The sequence below is a fragment of the Luteibacter aegosomatis genome (assembly GCF_023078455.1).
In the GTDB taxonomy this organism is placed as follows: Bacteria; Pseudomonadota; Gammaproteobacteria; order Xanthomonadales; family Rhodanobacteraceae; genus Luteibacter; species Luteibacter aegosomatis.
This window is the reverse complement of record NZ_CP095740.1, coordinates 4,690,627-4,706,406: the sequence shown is the minus strand read 5'-3', so window position 1 is coordinate 4,706,406 and position 15,780 is coordinate 4,690,627. Positions and strand designations below refer to the sequence as shown.

Genomic DNA, 15,780 nt, shown 5'->3' with positions numbered 1-15,780 from the left:
CTGGGCTCCCGCGATCACGGGAGCGACGGGCTTTCCCGCCCGTGCTTGCGCACGGGCGGGGCCAGCGTTTCATCAGAAGCTGTATCGCGCACCCACCTGGTAACTACGCGTCACGCCGATGATGCAGGCCGGCTGACCGAAGTTGGGCTCGGTGACGAGCGTGGTGTAGCAACCGTAGTTCTTGAAGTTGAAGATGTTGAACGCATCGGCACGGATTTCCAGCGCCTGCGTACCGCCGAAGTTGAAGGTCTTCGACAGGGCCAGGTCCATGTCGCGATAACCCCATGCGTTCGGGATGATGAAGTTGCCCTTCTTCGGCGCGGCGGCACCGATGTGCGGACCGTGGTCCGGATCGTTGTACGCCGTGCCGTAAACCACGTCGTACGGATCGCCCGAGCCGAGCGTGATGAGCGTGCTCAGCTTGATGTCCCAGGGCAGCTTCACCGTACCGTTGATCACAAGGCGGTTGCGCTCGGCGGTGCGGCCCCACGGGTATGCGCCCGGCGTGGCGTAGTCGAGCGAATAGGCGTCGTTGCCCTGCTTCTTCGCGTTGGTGTACGTGTACGCGATGCCCACGCCCCAGCCGGAGGCGTCGGTGTAGGGCTTGTCGATGCCGATGAGCACCGAGCTGGAGGTGTACTTCTTCGTGGTGTTGATGAGCACCGTGTTGTACGCGCCCACGGGCACCGAGGTGTAGTCCGGCGCCGGGCGGTTGCCGAAGATCCAGGTGAACTGGCGATAGCCGAGCAGTCGGCTCAAGGTGAGCGAACCCACCCAGTCGCCCATCGTCTGGCGCACGCCGAGGCTGAACTGGTCGGTGTACGGGGGCTTGGTCTTGTTGTTGAGCAGGTCGATCTCGCCGCCGCCGGCGTTACCGCCCTGGATCAGGCCGTCCAGGCCCGCGCGGGTGAGGTACTGCGGCTGCCACACGGTGGTGGGATTGCCTTCCAGGTTCGGCGCGCCGTTGGCCGAGAAGAAGAAGTTGTAGTACGGGAACTGCGCGTGGAAGGATTCCTGGATGATGTTGTCGTACGGCGTGCGGTCGTAGTAACGGCCGGCACCGCCGAACACCGTGGTGCTCTGGTCCGCATCCGGGCTTACGTCGAGCGAGAAGCCCAGGCGCGGCTGCACCTCTCCCTTGTACGCGCTGCGGTTGTGGCCATTGCTGATGTAGCTGTCCGGCAGGCCCAGCGCGCGCACCACGGCGGCCTGGTCGTCCGGCGTGACGTAGAAGCGGTTGATCGCGTTGGTCTCGTAGTCCCAACGCACGCCGAGGTTGAGCTGGAGGCGGTCGGTAACGTCCCAGTCGTCCTGCACGTAGATGCCGTACTGCTTGTTCTTCAGGCTGGCGGTCTTGCCGTCAGGCGAGTAGACGGCCGAGTAGGGAATATCCAGGCCGGTGGGCGCGTCCGGGCGATAGCTGTACTGCGGCGTGGAGCTGTTGTTCTCCAGCAGGTGCTGGTTGACCGTGGCGATCTTGATGCCGGTCTTGATCACGTGCTGGCCGTGCCAGTTGACGTCGTCGAAGGTCACGTCGTCACGCAGCGTGAAGTTGTTCTGCTGCTTCTGCTGCACGCTGGACGAACCGCCGATCTGCGCGATGCCGATGAAGTTCTGCGACGGGATGTCGGGATTCACCGGATGCGGGTTGTACTTGTAATCGCCGCGATCGAGCAGCAGTTCGTTGACGAAGGCATCGCCGCGGTACTGCCACTTGAGCAGCAGGTCGGTCACCTTGTTCAGGCGTTCCTGGCGACCTTCGTAGGCGGTGGTGCCGCCGAAGTTGATCGTTTCCTGATCCTTGCGGTTGGAATAGCTCAGGTCGACGTCGTTCTTGTCGTCCGGATGCCAGCTCAGCTTGCCGAAGTACACCTTCTCGTCGAAGGGCGCGGCGAAGGTGCCGTTGTACTGGGCGAAGCGGTCCGCGTAGGTCGGGTTGTTGATGAAGACGGTCTTGTTGGCGTCTTCCTTGTTGCCTTCGAAGTTGATGAAGAACTGCAGCTTGTCCTTGATGATCGGTCCGCCCAGCGACGCGCCGTACTGCTGACGACGATACGCGGGCTTCTGGTCGCTCACCTGGCGCGAGAACTCGTCCTGCGTGACCATGCCGCGCGTCTGCAGGAAGTCGTACACCGATCCGTGGAACTCATTGGTACCCGACTTGGTCACCGCGGAGACGATGGCGGTGCCGGCCTGCTCGTACTCGGCCTTGTAGTTCTGCGTGAGTACGCGGAATTCCTGGATCGCTTCCTGCGAGAACGGGTTGCCGCGCGAACCGTCCTGGCCCACCAGGCCGCCCTGGAGGATGTTGTTCTTCAGGTTGGCGCCGTCGATGAACACGTTGGTCTGGTTCGACGGCTGGCCGCCCGCGCTGAACGACTTCGAGTTCTTGTCCTTGGGCGTGCTGATGCCCGGGGTGAGGCCGGCGAAGTTGAGGAAGTTGCGCGAATTCTGCGGCAGGTCGCGAATCTGCTGCGTGGTGATGTTGCTGGCCACTTCGGAGGTGCGCGTCTCGATCAGCGAGTTGGCCGAGACGGTCACGCCTTCGAGGTTGGCGGCATTCGCCGGTGCCGCGGTGGCTACGCCGCCGTCGAGATCGAGCACGAGCGACTGGCCGATCTGCACGGTGACGGTCTGGCTGACCGCATGCGTGCCGTTGGCCGTGGCGTCGATGCGGTAGGTGCCCGGCGAGAGGCCGGCCAGTGTGTAGGTGCCGTTCTCACGCAGGGGCACGCGCGCGGCGAAACCCGTGTTGACGTTGGTGGCCACCACCTCGCCCGAGGCTTGCGCCGGTGCGTTGGTGACGTGGCCCCTGATGGTCGCGGTGCTCGACTGCGCGAGCGCGGCGGTGGGCGCCAGGACAGCGGCGGCCGCGAGGCCGAGCGCCATGGCGATGTGTTTGGACAGCATGTTTCCGTGGTTCCCCATGGCTCTCACCCCTCCCGGTATTCGGGCGTTGTCGTTATGTGTCTGGTTATCGTGAATCCGTGACGGCGCCCCCGAGGCGCCATCGTCTCAACCCCGCTTCGCCGCGCCTCCGCACGACGACCGGATGACGAGTTCGGTCGGTATCAACCGGCGTTCGGCCACCGGCGGTTCGCTTTCGTTGTCCACCTGTTCGGCCAGCAGGTCGAGCGCCTGCGCGCCGAGTTCGGCGATGCGCAGCCGCACCGTGGTAAGCGGTGGCGACACGTAGCGCGCCATCGGAATGTCGTCGAAGCCGACCACCGCGATGTCGTCCGGCGTGCGCACGCCCCCCTCCGCCAGCGCCGAAAGGCATCCGATGGCCATCATGTCGTTGGCGGCGAAGATGGCATCGGGTCGCGGCTGCATCGCCAGCGCCTCGCGACCGGCGCGATAGCCCGATTCTTCGGTGAAGTCGCCCGACAGCACCGTGGCCGTGTCGCGCATGCCTGCACGGGCGAGCGCGTCGAGGTAGCCGCGCTCGCGCTCCTGCACGTCGTGGTTCACCTCGGGACCGGCGATGAAGACGATGCGCTTGCGGCCCAGCCCGAGCAGGTGCTCAACCATCGCGAGTGCGCCGCCGTAGTCGTCCACGTCGAGCGCGGCATGCCGCTCCGAGCGCACGTGACTGTTGATCAGCACCGTGGGCAGCACGATCGGCAGGTTTTCGTCGAGGAAGGCGCGATCGGCATGCGGTGACATCACCAGCAGGCCATCCACCCGGCCCTGCATGGCGCGGAGCGCGATGGCGGCCTCGGTGGCGTCGCCGTGCGAGCTGGACACCAGCAGATAGAGGCCGCGCTTGCGAGCGGCCAGGTCGATACCGCGGATGAGTTCGGAGAAGAACGCGCCATGCAGGTCGGGCAGCAAGGCACCGATGGTCTGGGTGCGGCGGGTGATCAGGCTGCGGGCGGCGCTGTGCGGCACGTAGCGCAGGCGGGCGGCCACCTCGCGGATGCGCTTCTGCGTTTCGGCGGTCACACCGCTGTGCCCGTTGAGGGCGCGCGACACCGAAGCCACCGACACGTTGGCCATCCTCGCGACGTCTTTGATCGTTACGCTCACTGCGTTCTTGCCCTTGACCCCTGGCCCGGAGGGGCCTGTGGGCGCGCAACGTAAACGTTTTCATCAAGCGTGTAAAGCTTGTTAAATCAATGGGTTGTTGCGCCGCACGAGTAACGCCGCTTACATTGCATACCAGTTACCTGATGCAATCGAAAAATCCTTCGATGTCAGTGATTTGAGTGGCCTACCGTGGACTACCGCAGTGCAGCACGATCTCGTGACGGTTTTTTCATCCCACTGAACGAGTAGCGAGCGAGTGCCTTGCATGGAGTGAGCAGAATTCGCCGAACCTGGCCCCAAGCCGTTTGATTGCGCCGCAGAAGAGGCTGCCGAAGCAACGTTCCAGCGACCCGCACCGTCGCTCCTGCGAAAGCAGGAGCCCAGCGTCACTCGTCCGAGCTGGCGAAAATCCCACCTTCGTCATCCCGGCGCCACGCCGCATGCAGGCTCGTCAACCCCGCGCGCGTAGGCCGAGCCCTCGGAAACGCCATCGTAAACGTGGCAAGTTGAGCTGTTTCGTAGTCCCCTATTTATTCTTTTATATCAAGAGACAAGCGACGAAATCACGGAGATCGGCCTCAGGCCTCGCCCGACCGCCCCTCCTAAAATAAAACGTTTGCATTGCTATTGCCCTCCCCCAAGGATGAAGAGCCCCTCGCATAGGACGCTCGCTACATGCACCTTGGAAAGGTCGCCGTCGCATTGACGGCGTGTCTGGCCGCCGGAGTCGCGGCTATCTATGGATCAGCCCACCTCACCCACTTCCTGCTGGGGCTCGATGGCTCGCCCTCCTGGAGCATCTGGTGGCGTTACTACCTGGTCGCCGATCAACCCGCCTACGCGCCCTTCGCCTGGCGCATCAAGCTCGCCGGGGCACTAGGCGTCGGCGTGCCCCTGGTAGTGCTCCTCGGCGCCGTCGCCCTGCTGTTCCGCCGAAAACCCGAATCCCTCCATGGCAAGGCCCGCTTCGCCACCGCGATCGACCTCGCCCGGCGAGGCATGTTCACCCGAACCGACACGAGCCTCATCGTCGGCCGCATGGGTCGCCGGCTCATACGCATGTCCGGCCAGCAGTTCGCCCTGCTTGCCGCACCCACGCGCAGCGGCAAGGGCGTGGGCATCGTCATCCCCAACCTGCTCACCTACGAAGGCTCCGTGGTGGTACTCGACATCAAGCAGGAGAACTTCGACCTCACGAGCGGATGGCGTGCCAAGCAGGGGCAGGAGGTTCACCTCTTCAACCCATTCGCCGAGGACCGACGCACGTCACGCTGGAATCCGCTCCACTACGTGTCCGATGGCGTGTTTCGCATCTCCGACATCATGTCGATCGCGGAAATCCTCTACCCCGACGGCTCGGGCGACCAGAAGTTCTGGGTGAGCCAGTCGCGTAACGCGTTCGTGGCCTTTGCCATGTATATGTTCGAGGAGCGCGACGCGATGCGGGCACAAGGCGGCGAGCCCAGCGAGCCAAGCCTCGGCCGATTGTACAAGCTGTCGTCGGGCGGAGGCGACGATCTCAAGGCCTACCTGCGCGAGCTGGCAGCCAAGGGCTTCGTGAGCGCTGAAACCCGCAACGCCTTCGCCAACCTGCTCTCGCAGGAGGAAAAGACCTTCGCCTCGATCATGGGCAGCTTCCGCGAGCCGCTGAACATCTTCCTCAACCCGGTGGTGGACGCCGCCACCAGCGGCAGCGATTTCCTTCTCACCAAGCTGCGCGAAGAGAAGATCACCATCTACATCGGCATCCTGCCCAACAAGCTCGCCGAGTGCCGGATCCTGGTCAACCTGTTCTTCAGCCAGCTCATCAAGCTCAACACGAAAGAGCTGCCGCAGCAGAACGCGAAACTGAAGCATCAATGCCTGCTGCTCATGGACGAATTCACCGCCATCGGCAAGGTGGAGATCGTCGCGCACGCGGTCTCGTTCATCGCGGGCTACAACCTTCGTTTGCTGCCGATCATCCAGAGCCTGTCCCAGCTGGAGGCCACGTATGGCCCCGACGTGGCGCGAACGTTCGTGACCAACCACGCATTGCAGATCGTCTACACGCCGCGCGAGCAACGCGATGCCGCCGACTACTCCGAGATGCTCGGTTACACCACGGTTCGTAAGGAAAACATCTCGCGTACGCGCGGTGATGTCAGCCGAAGCCATAGCGAAGAGCGGCGGGCACTGATGCTGCCACAGGAGTTGAAGGCGATGAGTAAGGACAAGGAGGTGTTCTTTTACGAGGGCATTCCGCATCCGGTGATGTGCGACAAGATTCGGTATTACGAGGAGAGGTATTTCAAGAAAAGGTTGTTGCCGAAGATCGAGCCTAACGTGCTGCACTTGATGAACACGTAGTCACGAGGCAGGAGTTGTAACGGCAAGGAAGCCCATTCATGAACGGAACGAAAGGAACTCCATGAAAATACGTTTGGCATTGCTTGCCTCCATCGCCGCCCTGACAGGGTGCGAAATGAAAGGCACAAAACCGGCCCCTATAGCTAAAAGCGAGGGCAATAACATCATGAGCGGATGCTCTTCGAACACGGAGGGGAATCTGATCGTATGCGGAGGAAGCAAAGAATTCATCGATCACGAAATTACCCCGTACTTCGGCGAACTCAAGCCGGTCGAGGAGCGAGACTACCAAGACGACGTACTTCCGCCGCACGCCAATCGCCTGAACAAAAGCGGAGACATTCCGTTTGTCGAGCACGACTTCGGTGCGCGCTGCTTCGACACGTGGGGCTGCCAGATCGAATACGCAGGACGGGTCCAACTCACCGAACCAGGAGATACCCTTTCCGCGCCATTCGGAGAAAACTCTCGATTGAAAGAAGTGACGCAGTCCCGGGTGAAGAACTTTCCCGCTCCGGCCAAAGTGACCTGGAAGTCGAAAGACGGCGAGCCGCATGTGGCTTACGTCGACCTCGCCAAGATTCTCTGGGAGCAGCGTTTCATCCACCACGTGCCGGCAAAGGACATTCGGCCGAACGAAATCATGCCGAGCCCGCGGATCGACATCTTCGTCGACGACCGGAGGCTCTCCGTGAGCATGGGAACCGTGGTCAAGCTCAAGCATCCGATCGAGCATTACGGCTCACGGATTGATCCACACGACCCGGAATTGGTTGAGATCATCAAGGTTTATGAGAAGTACTTTTGAAGCGAAGGGATGCCGGATGCTTGCGGTGACCATATCGTGAGAAAGCGAGAATGATGAAGAAACGCCTTTATATGGAAAGAAGAACGCTTCTCTTTGGTGAGAGCATAAACGCTTCTGCACGCACTTGTAGATTGGCTTTAATGGCTCTTCTAATCGTTCCCCTGGTTGGGTGTAAGTTGCTCAACACGTCCGCAGGCATGCCCGATAAACAGGGAAGAGTGCGCTTCGCGAAGCACAATTTCTCCGCCTACTGCTTCAATACTTACGAATGCCGTGTCGATTACGACAACTATCGTCATGCCGATATACAGGCTGGTAAGAGATCACCTCCGGTGCCAAGCGACTGGTCGAAATCTGCTGACGCCGGCTACGGTGGAATTCGAAATTTTCCGGATCCTGCAACAGTGATATGGCGATCATTAGACGGCGTGCATCATGAGACCTATGTCGACATAGGAAGAATCTTCAGTAGCGAACAGGTGGTTCACCGCGTGCCGCCAAAGGAAATCAAGATGGATGGCGCGGTGCTGAGCCCGGACGTCATTCTCGCGGTGGATGATCGAGAAATCCGCGTCTATATGAGAGCGATGATTCCACTCAATTATCCTAAGAAGCCCTCGAACCCATATTCATTTTTCGAAGATGATCTAATTCTTGTTCATAGCAAGAAATATTAATGAGAGATTTCATGGAGAAGCATAAAAAGGACGGTCAGGGCCGCCTCACTGACGGCGTCGATAGCCATCCCATATCTAACGCAGATAGGGAGGCCTACGATGAAGTTGCGAAGCAGCTGTCATCACTTAACACGCCTAAATTTCTCACTCGCGAAGACAGGAATCAGAGGCTATTCATAGCCGACTTTGACGGGACCGGAAATGACATCGATGGTGACCCAATGCATGGGACTAACGTTGGGTTGATTTACGATCAATTTAGGCGTGGACTTAAAGACCCGCGCGTAGCTGCCAGATACGTGCCCGGTCCAGGCACGCAAAATAACTATCTAGTGAAAACTGCTGACGGCGCTATCGGATTTACCTACGATGCTCGCCTTGAAGAGATGTACGATTTGCTTGTAAAGCAAGCGTATAAATGGAAAATCGAAAATCCTGAATCGACGATAAGGGTTATCAGCGTGGGATTCAGCCGGGGGGCTGAAGAGGCCGCTGGTTTCAGTCGACTCCTTCATGAGCGTGGTATCCAAGACCCGTCGGGGGTTGAAATAGAACGTCGGGCCTACGGTCCCGACGTGTGGTACTACACGAAGCGTCCCTATGTCGATCCAGGGCAAATCGTTCAGGCTATCGGACTTTTCGATCCGGTAGGTACTGGGCGGCCGCACGAGCGTGATCGCCGGCTGCCGCCTTCGGTAATGTCCGGTTTTGCGATCTACGCACGTGATGAACGGCGGAACGATTTCCCTGCAACACTAATTATTGAACCAGGGCTTTCTAAAGACGGCCGGTTCTTGGGGGTTTGGTCGCCCGGCGCGCATTCGGATATCGGTGGCAGTTATCACATCGACGGCCTTGCCATTCTCAATGGCAACCTGATGATCGATTACATCAACTCCTTCAGCGAAGACAAGCTGCTTGAGCGAAGGCCCGAGCCCAAGGATCCGCTTTGGTATGCCATTCACGACTCGCAGCAGCATATGCGTTTGCTTTACCGCGTATCGGAGTTCGAGAAGAACGGCGAGCGTACGTTCGTTGGTGCGCAGCCATCCGCGCCGGACTGCCGCCGAGTCGTTTATTGCGAGCCTCCGGAGCCGTTCGATGAAAGGTTGAGGCCATTGGTGGGGTCGCTCTATCCCGTGAAAGTCGACATGACTCCCATTCCTGAGCTCACGCCACAAATGGTGTTGGAACTGGAGCAAGGTCAGATACCGGCATTCGTGCGGCACCTGTCCCGCAACGTTGAGGCCATCTCGCCCGAAAATGAAAGATTGATTCCAGAGGGCGAAACGCCTCGCTTAGAACAAGTGATCAATCAACAGGCCGCGTCGACAGACGCACCACACAAGGAGGTCGGAATGGATATGGTGCAAGAAGAAATCATCACGAGCCAAAAGTCGTTGGCCGAGGTCATGAACATCCTGGCCGAAAAAGATCCGTCCAGGAGTACTCGTATCGATGTTCGTGCCTTCGACGTGTCCGGGACCTCGCCCGTGCAATCACCACCAGTGGAGGTCGGGGTCAAGGCACCAGCGGCCATCACGGAGCCCCAGGGTAATGTAAATCCTGGGATCACCGGCGCAGACGAGAGAGCCGCGGCGCGTCTTCGGGAAGAGAGGGAGGCCATGGCCTTCATCGAATCGCTTCGTCGGGAACAGCGGCTGGAAGCGGCTAGCTCAAAGCCCCAAGCGCAGGCCGAAGCCTATTCCAGGAATGATCCGCGCAACGAACGACATCCGGATCACCGGATGTTTCAGTCCATCTATCTGCAGCTCGGCGAACTCAACGCGCAGTCCAACATCAATGCGTCCAAGGGGGAAATGGAACGAATCACGTCGGCGCTAATGGTTGAAGCCAAGAGAAACCATATGGGTTCGGTCACCCACATGCATTATGGCAAGGACAAGAACGGCGGGTTCATGCCGATCATCCATCTCAAGGAGGCTTTCCATGGCGATCTGGACGACCCACGCACGCGCTGGGCGGCGGTGGATGGCACCAAGGCCGTGAATCAGCCCATCGAGCAATCGTTGCAGCAGCTCGACGATGTGAACCAGACCATCCAACAACGACAACTCATGCGCGAAGCAGAACTTTCTCAACAGCAAGGCATAGGCATGTCGATGAGCAGGTGAGTTTTTTCCTGACGCCTACAGACAACTTTGTACTGATTTGTTAGGGTCTCATCGTTGTCTGCGTCGCCGGTTCGTACGCCTCGCAGACAACCATCGCTTGAGCGGTGAGAAGCGCGGGCCGAAGGTGCTACCAACACCTCCGACCCGCTATCCACAATCAACTGAATAGGAGTCGATCATGGGTACCCTTGATCATACGGCACTCGCACGCCCGCCGGATCCCCCCGGTGGCAACCGGATCGTCTGTATCCCCACAGACACGAGTGAAAGCCGCGGCGTCCGCCGTTTCTATGAGACATTTCTTGGCCGTCTCGACCCGGCGAGGTCACGTGCGCCCGGTCACCGGCTGACGCCGTGCCACCATCACTCATCACGCCAACCGGCGCCCGGTCACGGGTAGCCGGAACCTTCGTGAGTCCGTTGATCCGTGGCATGCAGGGCATCGCATGCCACGTTCGACGCGCTCGAACCCTGCAAGGAGCATCCGATGCTTGCCGACGAGAACGCCACGCCGCACGACCTTTTGAACGAAGCGACCGAGTGGTTGCAGTATTCGCGCGGGATGACGCAACTGCTTTCCGAACTGGTGCATGAAGCCGATGCGGTCGATTGCGCGAAGATGGGCCTGGCGCTGGAAGCCATCGCGGCGCTGACGCGGGCGGGTATCCAGTGTGCGGCGCAGGCGCATTCGATCATGCACGATGAGAGGATGGGTCGTTGATCGACTCGAGTAAAGCCGCGTCTAGGCGTTGCGACTGTCACCAATGAAGCGACACGTCACGTGCCATGTCGGCGCGGGATGGTGCCTGCGCCGAATTACCGATGACTTTAGCTAGAACGGTTGCATTGCGGGCGCGGTTTACGTGCGGCCGCCTCAGGGCTAATCAAGTTTCTTCATTGGGTTGCCCGGCCAGGAAGTCGCTTCTCTCGTCGACGAATTGGAAAGCCCTATGTCGAGTACTCCATATCGGCCGTTGACGCTTTCATACAATCCGCTGTGGGTTCGTCTGAGAACGAGGAAGTACGTTTTACCAACGGCGCAGCAGTCTAGATCCTGCTCCGAAATCCCATTTCGGTAGACTACATCGATAGCGGCACCGGGATCTCCTTTAAGGGCCTTGATGATATTGACCTTGGCGATGCCGTACGCTGCCGGGTCTCTGGAATCGTGCTTACTAAGGCTTACAACGACGCCGATGGAAACCACGTCTGCGGAATGCACCTGATCATCGAGGCTTCGTTTAGGTACATCATAGGATGTCGCGGTAGCGCTTGAGAGTAGCGCTGCCACCAGGAGAATGCGATGTGTTATTGAGCGCATAGAAGTCCGCATTTTGCGACTGATTGGCTCACGCCTTCAAGATGATTTGGATCGGATGCTCGCTCTTTCAAACCAGAAACTTCGGACCGGGCCTTATTTTCGTCAGACACGGCGTTACCGGTATCCCTTCCCAATACGATGGGTGCTGCATGCCCTACAATTTCGTGAAGGAGGATATCCTTGGGCGTGGCGCTCATCTTCGCACCAGTTACGTCCGTCGCTGATGTGTTGTCTCTACCTGAGATCGTGAAAAAACGTCTCCGTTCGAACGAGGCTGTGTCACGCCTCCACCCGCATCTTTATCGACGTTGACGACGTCACCGCTTTCCTTTGTATAGGTATCGGCAATATCCAGGATAACGTTGGTGGGAGAAGCGATGAGAGCGTCTAGCCTCGAGGCATAGTACGCAGAGGTCCCACTGCTTCCTTCGCCGACCCTTTGTAATGTGTCGCCGACGAACGAATATTTCCCTTTGGCATATGCGTTTATGTAGCCTGTCAGCGACGGATTGTTAGCAGCGTTTAGTGACGTCACGACGCGGCCGTCGGTATCGATGTTGCCTGTAGGGTTGTTGTTCGCGTACTCGAATCGATTGAAGTTGTGAATGTTGCCAGTTGCAGGATGGACGGGGTCGGTGCTGAGGAAACGTGCGGCGACTGGATCGCAATACCGCGCCTGCATGTAGACAAAGCCGGTATCGGGATCGTTGACGTGACCGGTATATCCGGGGCCAGGCTCGTTTTGAGCACCCGGAGAGTCGCCACGGCTTGTAGTCGTGTGTGGCTATGATGTTTCCCGACTCGTCCGCTTCGGCTAGCACTGTGCCTTGTGGATCGGTGTAGTAATAAGTAACTTCTTCGTCTGCGCCATCGCGTCGCCCGTGACCAGCGAAATAGCCATAGCCATCAAGGCAATGCGGCATCCGTACTTCATGGCTCCCCCCCTCCGTCCAATAGAGCCAGAGTCTGCGGCAGACCAAGTCGAGTCGGCAAGTGGGCGTCGCGAAACCTTAGCTAGGCATGTAAGCCATATCGCGAAAACCGAACTCAAGGCGCTGGGCTCCTGCTTTCGCAGGAGCGACGTGAGGGGTAGGAGAGTTGAGGTGATGCGTAGGGTCTCGTCGATCCAGGCGGACCCATGGAGGAGCTTTGATATACCCGATGTATCCCCGTGGGCACCGGCCTGGGCCGATGGGACGCTCTTTGAGCGCGTTGCTCAGACGGCCGGTGCGTTGTCGGTTAAGGTGGCCCGATCACGGCGTCCGTACCAGACGCTGCACGGGTCGCCCTCCCGCACGCGCTTACGCGTCGCCAGCCCGAGCCAGCCGAACCCCAGGCCCATGGCCATGGCGACGAGATCGACGCCCAGCACGCCATACCGCCCCTCGGCCAGGCTGCGCAGCAGGCGCTCGCCATGGATCGACAGGTCGAGCACGCCGACCGCGATGCTCGCCACCGCCGTGGCGAACAACAGGTCGACGGCGGCACGCGCCGGGCGACGCACGAAGCTCCACACGACCGACCCGGCCAGCACGATGAAGAACACCGGCTGCACGAACGCGGTGGGTTCGCCGCCCATGAGGGGTCCCAGCACGTTGGCGACGAAGGTCACCGAGATGGCGAGGCAGGTGCCGATGCAGATGCCGACGGTGGCCGTCGCCATCGCGCGCACCTTCAACGGCTGGTCGGCCTGGCGGCGTTTGCGGCGGGATTCGATGTAGAGCAGGTTGCCCGAATAGAACAGGAACGCACCGGCGAGGCCGAGCACGAAGTACAGCCAGCGCAGCGAGACGTTGCCGAAGGTGCCGAAGTGCAGGCCGAAGATGGCGGAATACGTGGCGTGATTGGCATCGCGTGCGCCGCTCACCTGGACCTTCAGTACGTGGCCGTCCACGGCATCGAGCGCCACCATGCCGTATTCGCCGAGCGTCTTGGTGGACGTGCCTCGCACCTCGGCGGCCGCACCCTGGCGGCCATAATGCACGTAGCGCATGTAATCGGGCTCGAAGTCGGCGGCGCCAGCCGCCATCGCGGCGCGGCGTGCGCGGGCACCGAGTTCGGCGGGCGTGAGCATGACGGCGGTGCCGCCTTTGTCCTGCGTGGGCGGCAGTGCGCTGGTCATGCGGTCGAACGCGCCCATGAGCTTGCCGTCGAAGGCCACGGTGTTGAAGGCCAGCAAGGCCACGGTGGTAAGGCACAACAGGGCGCCCGTCACCGCGAACACGATGTGGAACGGCAGGCTGAGGATGCCGATGACATTGTGCGCGTCCTGCCACAGGCGCTTGAGGTTGTGCCCGGGACGCAGCGCGAAGAGATCGCGCACGAGGTGCGGCAGGTGGATGAGCAGGCCGGTGAGCAGGGCCAGGCCGTAGATGACGCTCACGATGCCCATCAGGTAGATGCCGATCTCGGGAATGCCGAGGTCGTAGTGCAGTTCGTAGACGAAATCGGCGAGGCCGTGTTCGTGGTCTTCGGCGTCGTGTGGCGCGCCCTGCGCGAGCGTCTGCGTCTTCCAGCCGTCGCTGTCCATCCAGTAGGCGGTCACCTGCTGCGAGGGCGCCTTGGGCGCGGGATAGGTCACGCCCACCTGTGCGCGCGCGGCCGGATGCGCCGCCACGATGCCGTCGAGCATGCGCGCCGCGCGCTGCATGGTCTCGTCGTGCGCGGCCTCCGCCTTCGGCAACGCCCAGGTATCGATCTCGTCGTGGAACATCGTGAGCGCGCCGGCGTAGAACGCCACGAACAGCGCGAAGCCGGCGAGCAGGCCGGTCCAGGTATGCACGGTGGTGAAGGTACGGAGGGTGGCGGCTTTCATCGTCACAGTCCCGGCAGCATGTGCTTGGCGGCGAACAGCGCGGCGAAGGCCCCCATGTTGGCCACGGCGAGCCACGCCCAGGCGCGCACGCCGCTGCGGAACAGGTAGGTGGCCGCCATCACCGCGACCCACAGCGGGAAGAACGCCACATAGAAAGGTATGACCACCGCTTCGCTCGACCCCGGCCAGATCCAGATGGCCAGGGAGATCATGGCCAGCGACAGCGGCAGGCCGAGCACGATGCCGGCGAAGGTCTTGGCGAGCATCAGCGTGGTTTCCGTTCGCCGGCCGGGCGGAGCAGCCACAGCAGGTAGGGAAGCGCCACGGCGCCCGCCATTAGGGCGGCGACGGCGGCGGCGATACCGGGAAGCGTGGTTTCACCGACGATCCAAGCGATCAGGGCCAGGCATGCCAGTGCGGCGGCGGCGATCTTTCCGGCACGTCCTAGCGGACGTGCCAGCCAGCGCTGGTTCGGCGAAGAAAGATAAGCGAGCGCCATGGCGACGAAGGCGGCCAGGCAACCAAACAGAGACATGGGCGCGACCGATCAAGAATTGATTGATAATTATTATCATTTAGGCGCGGACCGTCAAATATCGCGGATCGTGCGATGGAGGCGCCCGCCCGCACAGGCGAATCGAGGGCCGTATCTCCGGAGAGGGGGCTTACTTCCCGGTCGCCCGTTCGGCGGGCGTGCCGTAAATCTCGTCGTCCTTCAACGCGAAGAGGTGCAACGCGGCGCGCCGATCGTTCACGTGTTGCGGGTCGTCGATGGTGCAGTACCAGTAGCTTTTAGGATCGCGGGATCCCTGGGTGCCAAACCGCTGCGGACGACGGTCGATCACGCAATCGACGCGATCGACCAGCAGGGCGTAGTCCACCGCCGGGAGCTCGTGCAGGCGTCGCATGGCGTCCGCGGGAGCCACCGCGGCACGCATGAGGCCCGGATCGCTGACGGCGTGCTGGATCAGGAGGAATGCGCTGTGGATGGCGGCCCGTCCGACCTGGGCGGACGACGGTAGACCGTAGCGATCGAAGATGGTGCGTATGCGAGGCAGGGTGTACTCGTCGATCCGAGCCGCTTCGGCATTCATCGCCTTGACCTGCTCCGAGGCCATGTTCGACGTGTCCTGGCGCACGCTCTGGTCCATGCGGCCCAGCCGCAGCAGTTCGGCGCGCACGTCGGGCAGCGAAGGCCGCACGGGGTGGCGCATGGCGAGGGGCAGAGGCGTGTCGTCGGGGGCCGTGGGCGCATCGGCCGCCACGCCGAGCATGTCGCGGCTGGCGGCGTAGATACGGGTGGCTTCGGTACCTTCGTAATCACCCTTGCGTGCTGGCAGGGTGCCGTAGATCTGCGGTCGTCCCTGACTATGTGCGACCCGGTCTTCCAGGTTCGCGAGCCCCAGCGGATCCACGTCGATGCCGGCGCGGGGCCACAGGCCAGGAAAGTCGTCCAGATAGATGGATTGGCGATCCGGGTCGCCCTTCGCGCGGAAAAGGAGGCGGCCGATGGCCTCGATGAGGCCAGGGTCAAGCGTGGGCCGTTCGAGCAGATGGGACGAGGCAAGGGTGTCGAACAGCACTTTCCGTTGGGATGCGTCGAGGTCGCCTCCGCCTGTGGCGTCCAATGCGAACAACCGGGAACG

13 protein-coding genes are annotated in these 15,780 nt (G+C 61.1%); 5 read left to right on the top strand and 8 right to left on the bottom strand.

Going from position 1 to position 15,780, the window contains the following annotated elements:
* Positions 1 to 72: 72 nt before the first annotated feature.
* Entirely contained in the window at positions 73 to 2,910 is a 2,838-nt protein-coding gene (locus tag L2Y94_RS20975; RefSeq protein WP_247371921.1) for a TonB-dependent receptor, read from the bottom strand.
* Between the two features lie 105 nt (positions 2,911 to 3,015).
* On the bottom strand, positions 3,016 to 3,999 hold the full coding sequence (locus L2Y94_RS20970; protein ID WP_247375378.1) for a LacI family DNA-binding transcriptional regulator: 984 nt from the start codon (positions 3,997 to 3,999) through the stop codon (positions 3,016 to 3,018).
* 705 nt (positions 4,000 to 4,704) lie between these two features.
* Here L2Y94_RS20970 and L2Y94_RS20965 point away from each other — a divergent pair.
* From L2Y94_RS20965 to L2Y94_RS20945, 5 genes are all read left to right on the top strand, one after another.
* Positions 4,705 to 6,378, top strand: a complete 1,674-nt coding sequence (locus L2Y94_RS20965) for a type IV secretory system conjugative DNA transfer family protein (protein ID WP_345780009.1) — start codon at positions 4,705 to 4,707, stop codon at positions 6,376 to 6,378.
* Between the two features lie 61 nt (positions 6,379 to 6,439).
* Positions 6,440 to 7,186 carry a hypothetical protein gene (locus tag L2Y94_RS20960; protein WP_247371918.1) on the top strand — a complete coding sequence of 249 codons (747 nt, stop codon included), beginning with the start codon at positions 6,440 to 6,442 and terminating at the stop codon, positions 7,184 to 7,186.
* Positions 7,187 to 7,236: 50 nt separating this feature from the next.
* Entirely contained in the window at positions 7,237 to 7,863 is a 627-nt protein-coding gene (locus tag L2Y94_RS20955; RefSeq protein WP_247371916.1) for a hypothetical protein, read from the top strand.
* An 11-nt stretch (positions 7,864 to 7,874) separates the two neighbouring features.
* On the top strand, positions 7,875 to 9,998 hold the full coding sequence (locus L2Y94_RS20950; RefSeq protein ID WP_247371914.1) for a T6SS phospholipase effector Tle1-like catalytic domain-containing protein: 2,124 nt from the start codon (positions 7,875 to 7,877) through the stop codon (positions 9,996 to 9,998).
* A gap of 487 nt (positions 9,999 to 10,485) precedes the next feature.
* Positions 10,486 to 10,719: a hypothetical protein gene (locus tag L2Y94_RS20945; protein WP_247371911.1), complete on the top strand. Its 234-nt coding sequence runs from the start codon at positions 10,486 to 10,488 to the stop codon at positions 10,717 to 10,719.
* A gap of 159 nt (positions 10,720 to 10,878) precedes the next feature.
* Here the strand turns inward: L2Y94_RS20945 and L2Y94_RS20940 are convergent, their stop codons facing one another.
* The 6 genes from L2Y94_RS20940 to L2Y94_RS20915 form a co-directional block, all read right to left on the bottom strand.
* Positions 10,879 to 11,289, bottom strand: a complete 411-nt coding sequence (locus tag L2Y94_RS20940; protein WP_247371909.1) for a hypothetical protein — start codon at positions 11,287 to 11,289, stop codon at positions 10,879 to 10,881.
* Positions 11,290 to 11,527: 238 nt separating this feature from the next.
* Positions 11,528 to 12,001 carry an RHS repeat-associated core domain-containing protein gene (locus tag L2Y94_RS20935; RefSeq protein ID WP_247371907.1) on the bottom strand — a complete coding sequence of 158 codons (474 nt, stop codon included), beginning with the start codon at positions 11,999 to 12,001 and terminating at the stop codon, positions 11,528 to 11,530.
* Positions 12,002 to 12,535: 534 nt separating this feature from the next.
* Entirely contained in the window at positions 12,536 to 14,134 is a 1,599-nt protein-coding gene (locus L2Y94_RS20930; protein WP_247371904.1) for a PepSY-associated TM helix domain-containing protein, read from the bottom strand.
* Between the two features lie 2 nt (positions 14,135 to 14,136).
* Positions 14,137 to 14,400: a hypothetical protein gene (locus L2Y94_RS20925; RefSeq protein WP_247371902.1), complete on the bottom strand. Its 264-nt coding sequence runs from the start codon at positions 14,398 to 14,400 to the stop codon at positions 14,137 to 14,139.
* Complete coding sequence (locus tag L2Y94_RS20920) at positions 14,400 to 14,669, bottom strand: hypothetical protein (RefSeq protein ID WP_247371900.1); 270 nt, start codon at positions 14,667 to 14,669, stop codon at positions 14,400 to 14,402. The genes L2Y94_RS20925 and L2Y94_RS20920 overlap by 1 nt, the downstream gene beginning before the upstream one ends.
* Positions 14,670 to 14,799: 130 nt before the next feature.
* Positions 14,800 to 15,762 carry a DUF6624 domain-containing protein gene (locus L2Y94_RS20915; RefSeq protein ID WP_247371898.1) on the bottom strand — a complete coding sequence of 321 codons (963 nt, stop codon included), beginning with the start codon at positions 15,760 to 15,762 and terminating at the stop codon, positions 14,800 to 14,802.
* Between the last annotated feature and the right edge of the window lie 18 nt (positions 15,763 to 15,780).

What these genes read in the sequence shown, in the direction of transcription:
- L2Y94_RS20975 (WP_247371921.1), bottom strand. Translation starts at nt 2,910, where the DNA reads ATGCTGTCCAAACACATCGCCATGGCGCTCGGCCTCGCGGCCGCCGCT.
- L2Y94_RS20970 (WP_247375378.1), bottom strand. Translation starts at nt 3,999, where the DNA reads ATGGCCAACGTGTCGGTGGCTTCGGTGTCGCGCGCCCTCAACGGGCAC.
- L2Y94_RS20965 (WP_345780009.1), top strand. Translation starts at nt 4,705, where the DNA reads ATGCACCTTGGAAAGGTCGCCGTCGCATTGACGGCGTGTCTGGCCGCC.
- L2Y94_RS20960 (WP_247371918.1), top strand. Translation starts at nt 6,440, where the DNA reads ATGAAAATACGTTTGGCATTGCTTGCCTCCATCGCCGCCCTGACAGGG.
- L2Y94_RS20955 (WP_247371916.1), top strand. Translation starts at nt 7,237, where the DNA reads ATGATGAAGAAACGCCTTTATATGGAAAGAAGAACGCTTCTCTTTGGT.
- L2Y94_RS20950 (WP_247371914.1), top strand. Translation starts at nt 7,875, where the DNA reads ATGGAGAAGCATAAAAAGGACGGTCAGGGCCGCCTCACTGACGGCGTC.
- L2Y94_RS20945 (WP_247371911.1), top strand. Translation starts at nt 10,486, where the DNA reads ATGCTTGCCGACGAGAACGCCACGCCGCACGACCTTTTGAACGAAGCG.
- L2Y94_RS20935 (WP_247371907.1), bottom strand. Translation starts at nt 12,001, where the DNA reads ATGCAGGCGCGGTATTGCGATCCAGTCGCCGCACGTTTCCTCAGCACC.
- L2Y94_RS20930 (WP_247371904.1), bottom strand. Translation starts at nt 14,134, where the DNA reads ATGAAAGCCGCCACCCTCCGTACCTTCACCACCGTGCATACCTGGACC.
- L2Y94_RS20925 (WP_247371902.1), bottom strand. Translation starts at nt 14,400, where the DNA reads ATGCTCGCCAAGACCTTCGCCGGCATCGTGCTCGGCCTGCCGCTGTCG.
- L2Y94_RS20920 (WP_247371900.1), bottom strand. Translation starts at nt 14,669, where the DNA reads ATGTCTCTGTTTGGTTGCCTGGCCGCCTTCGTCGCCATGGCGCTCGCT.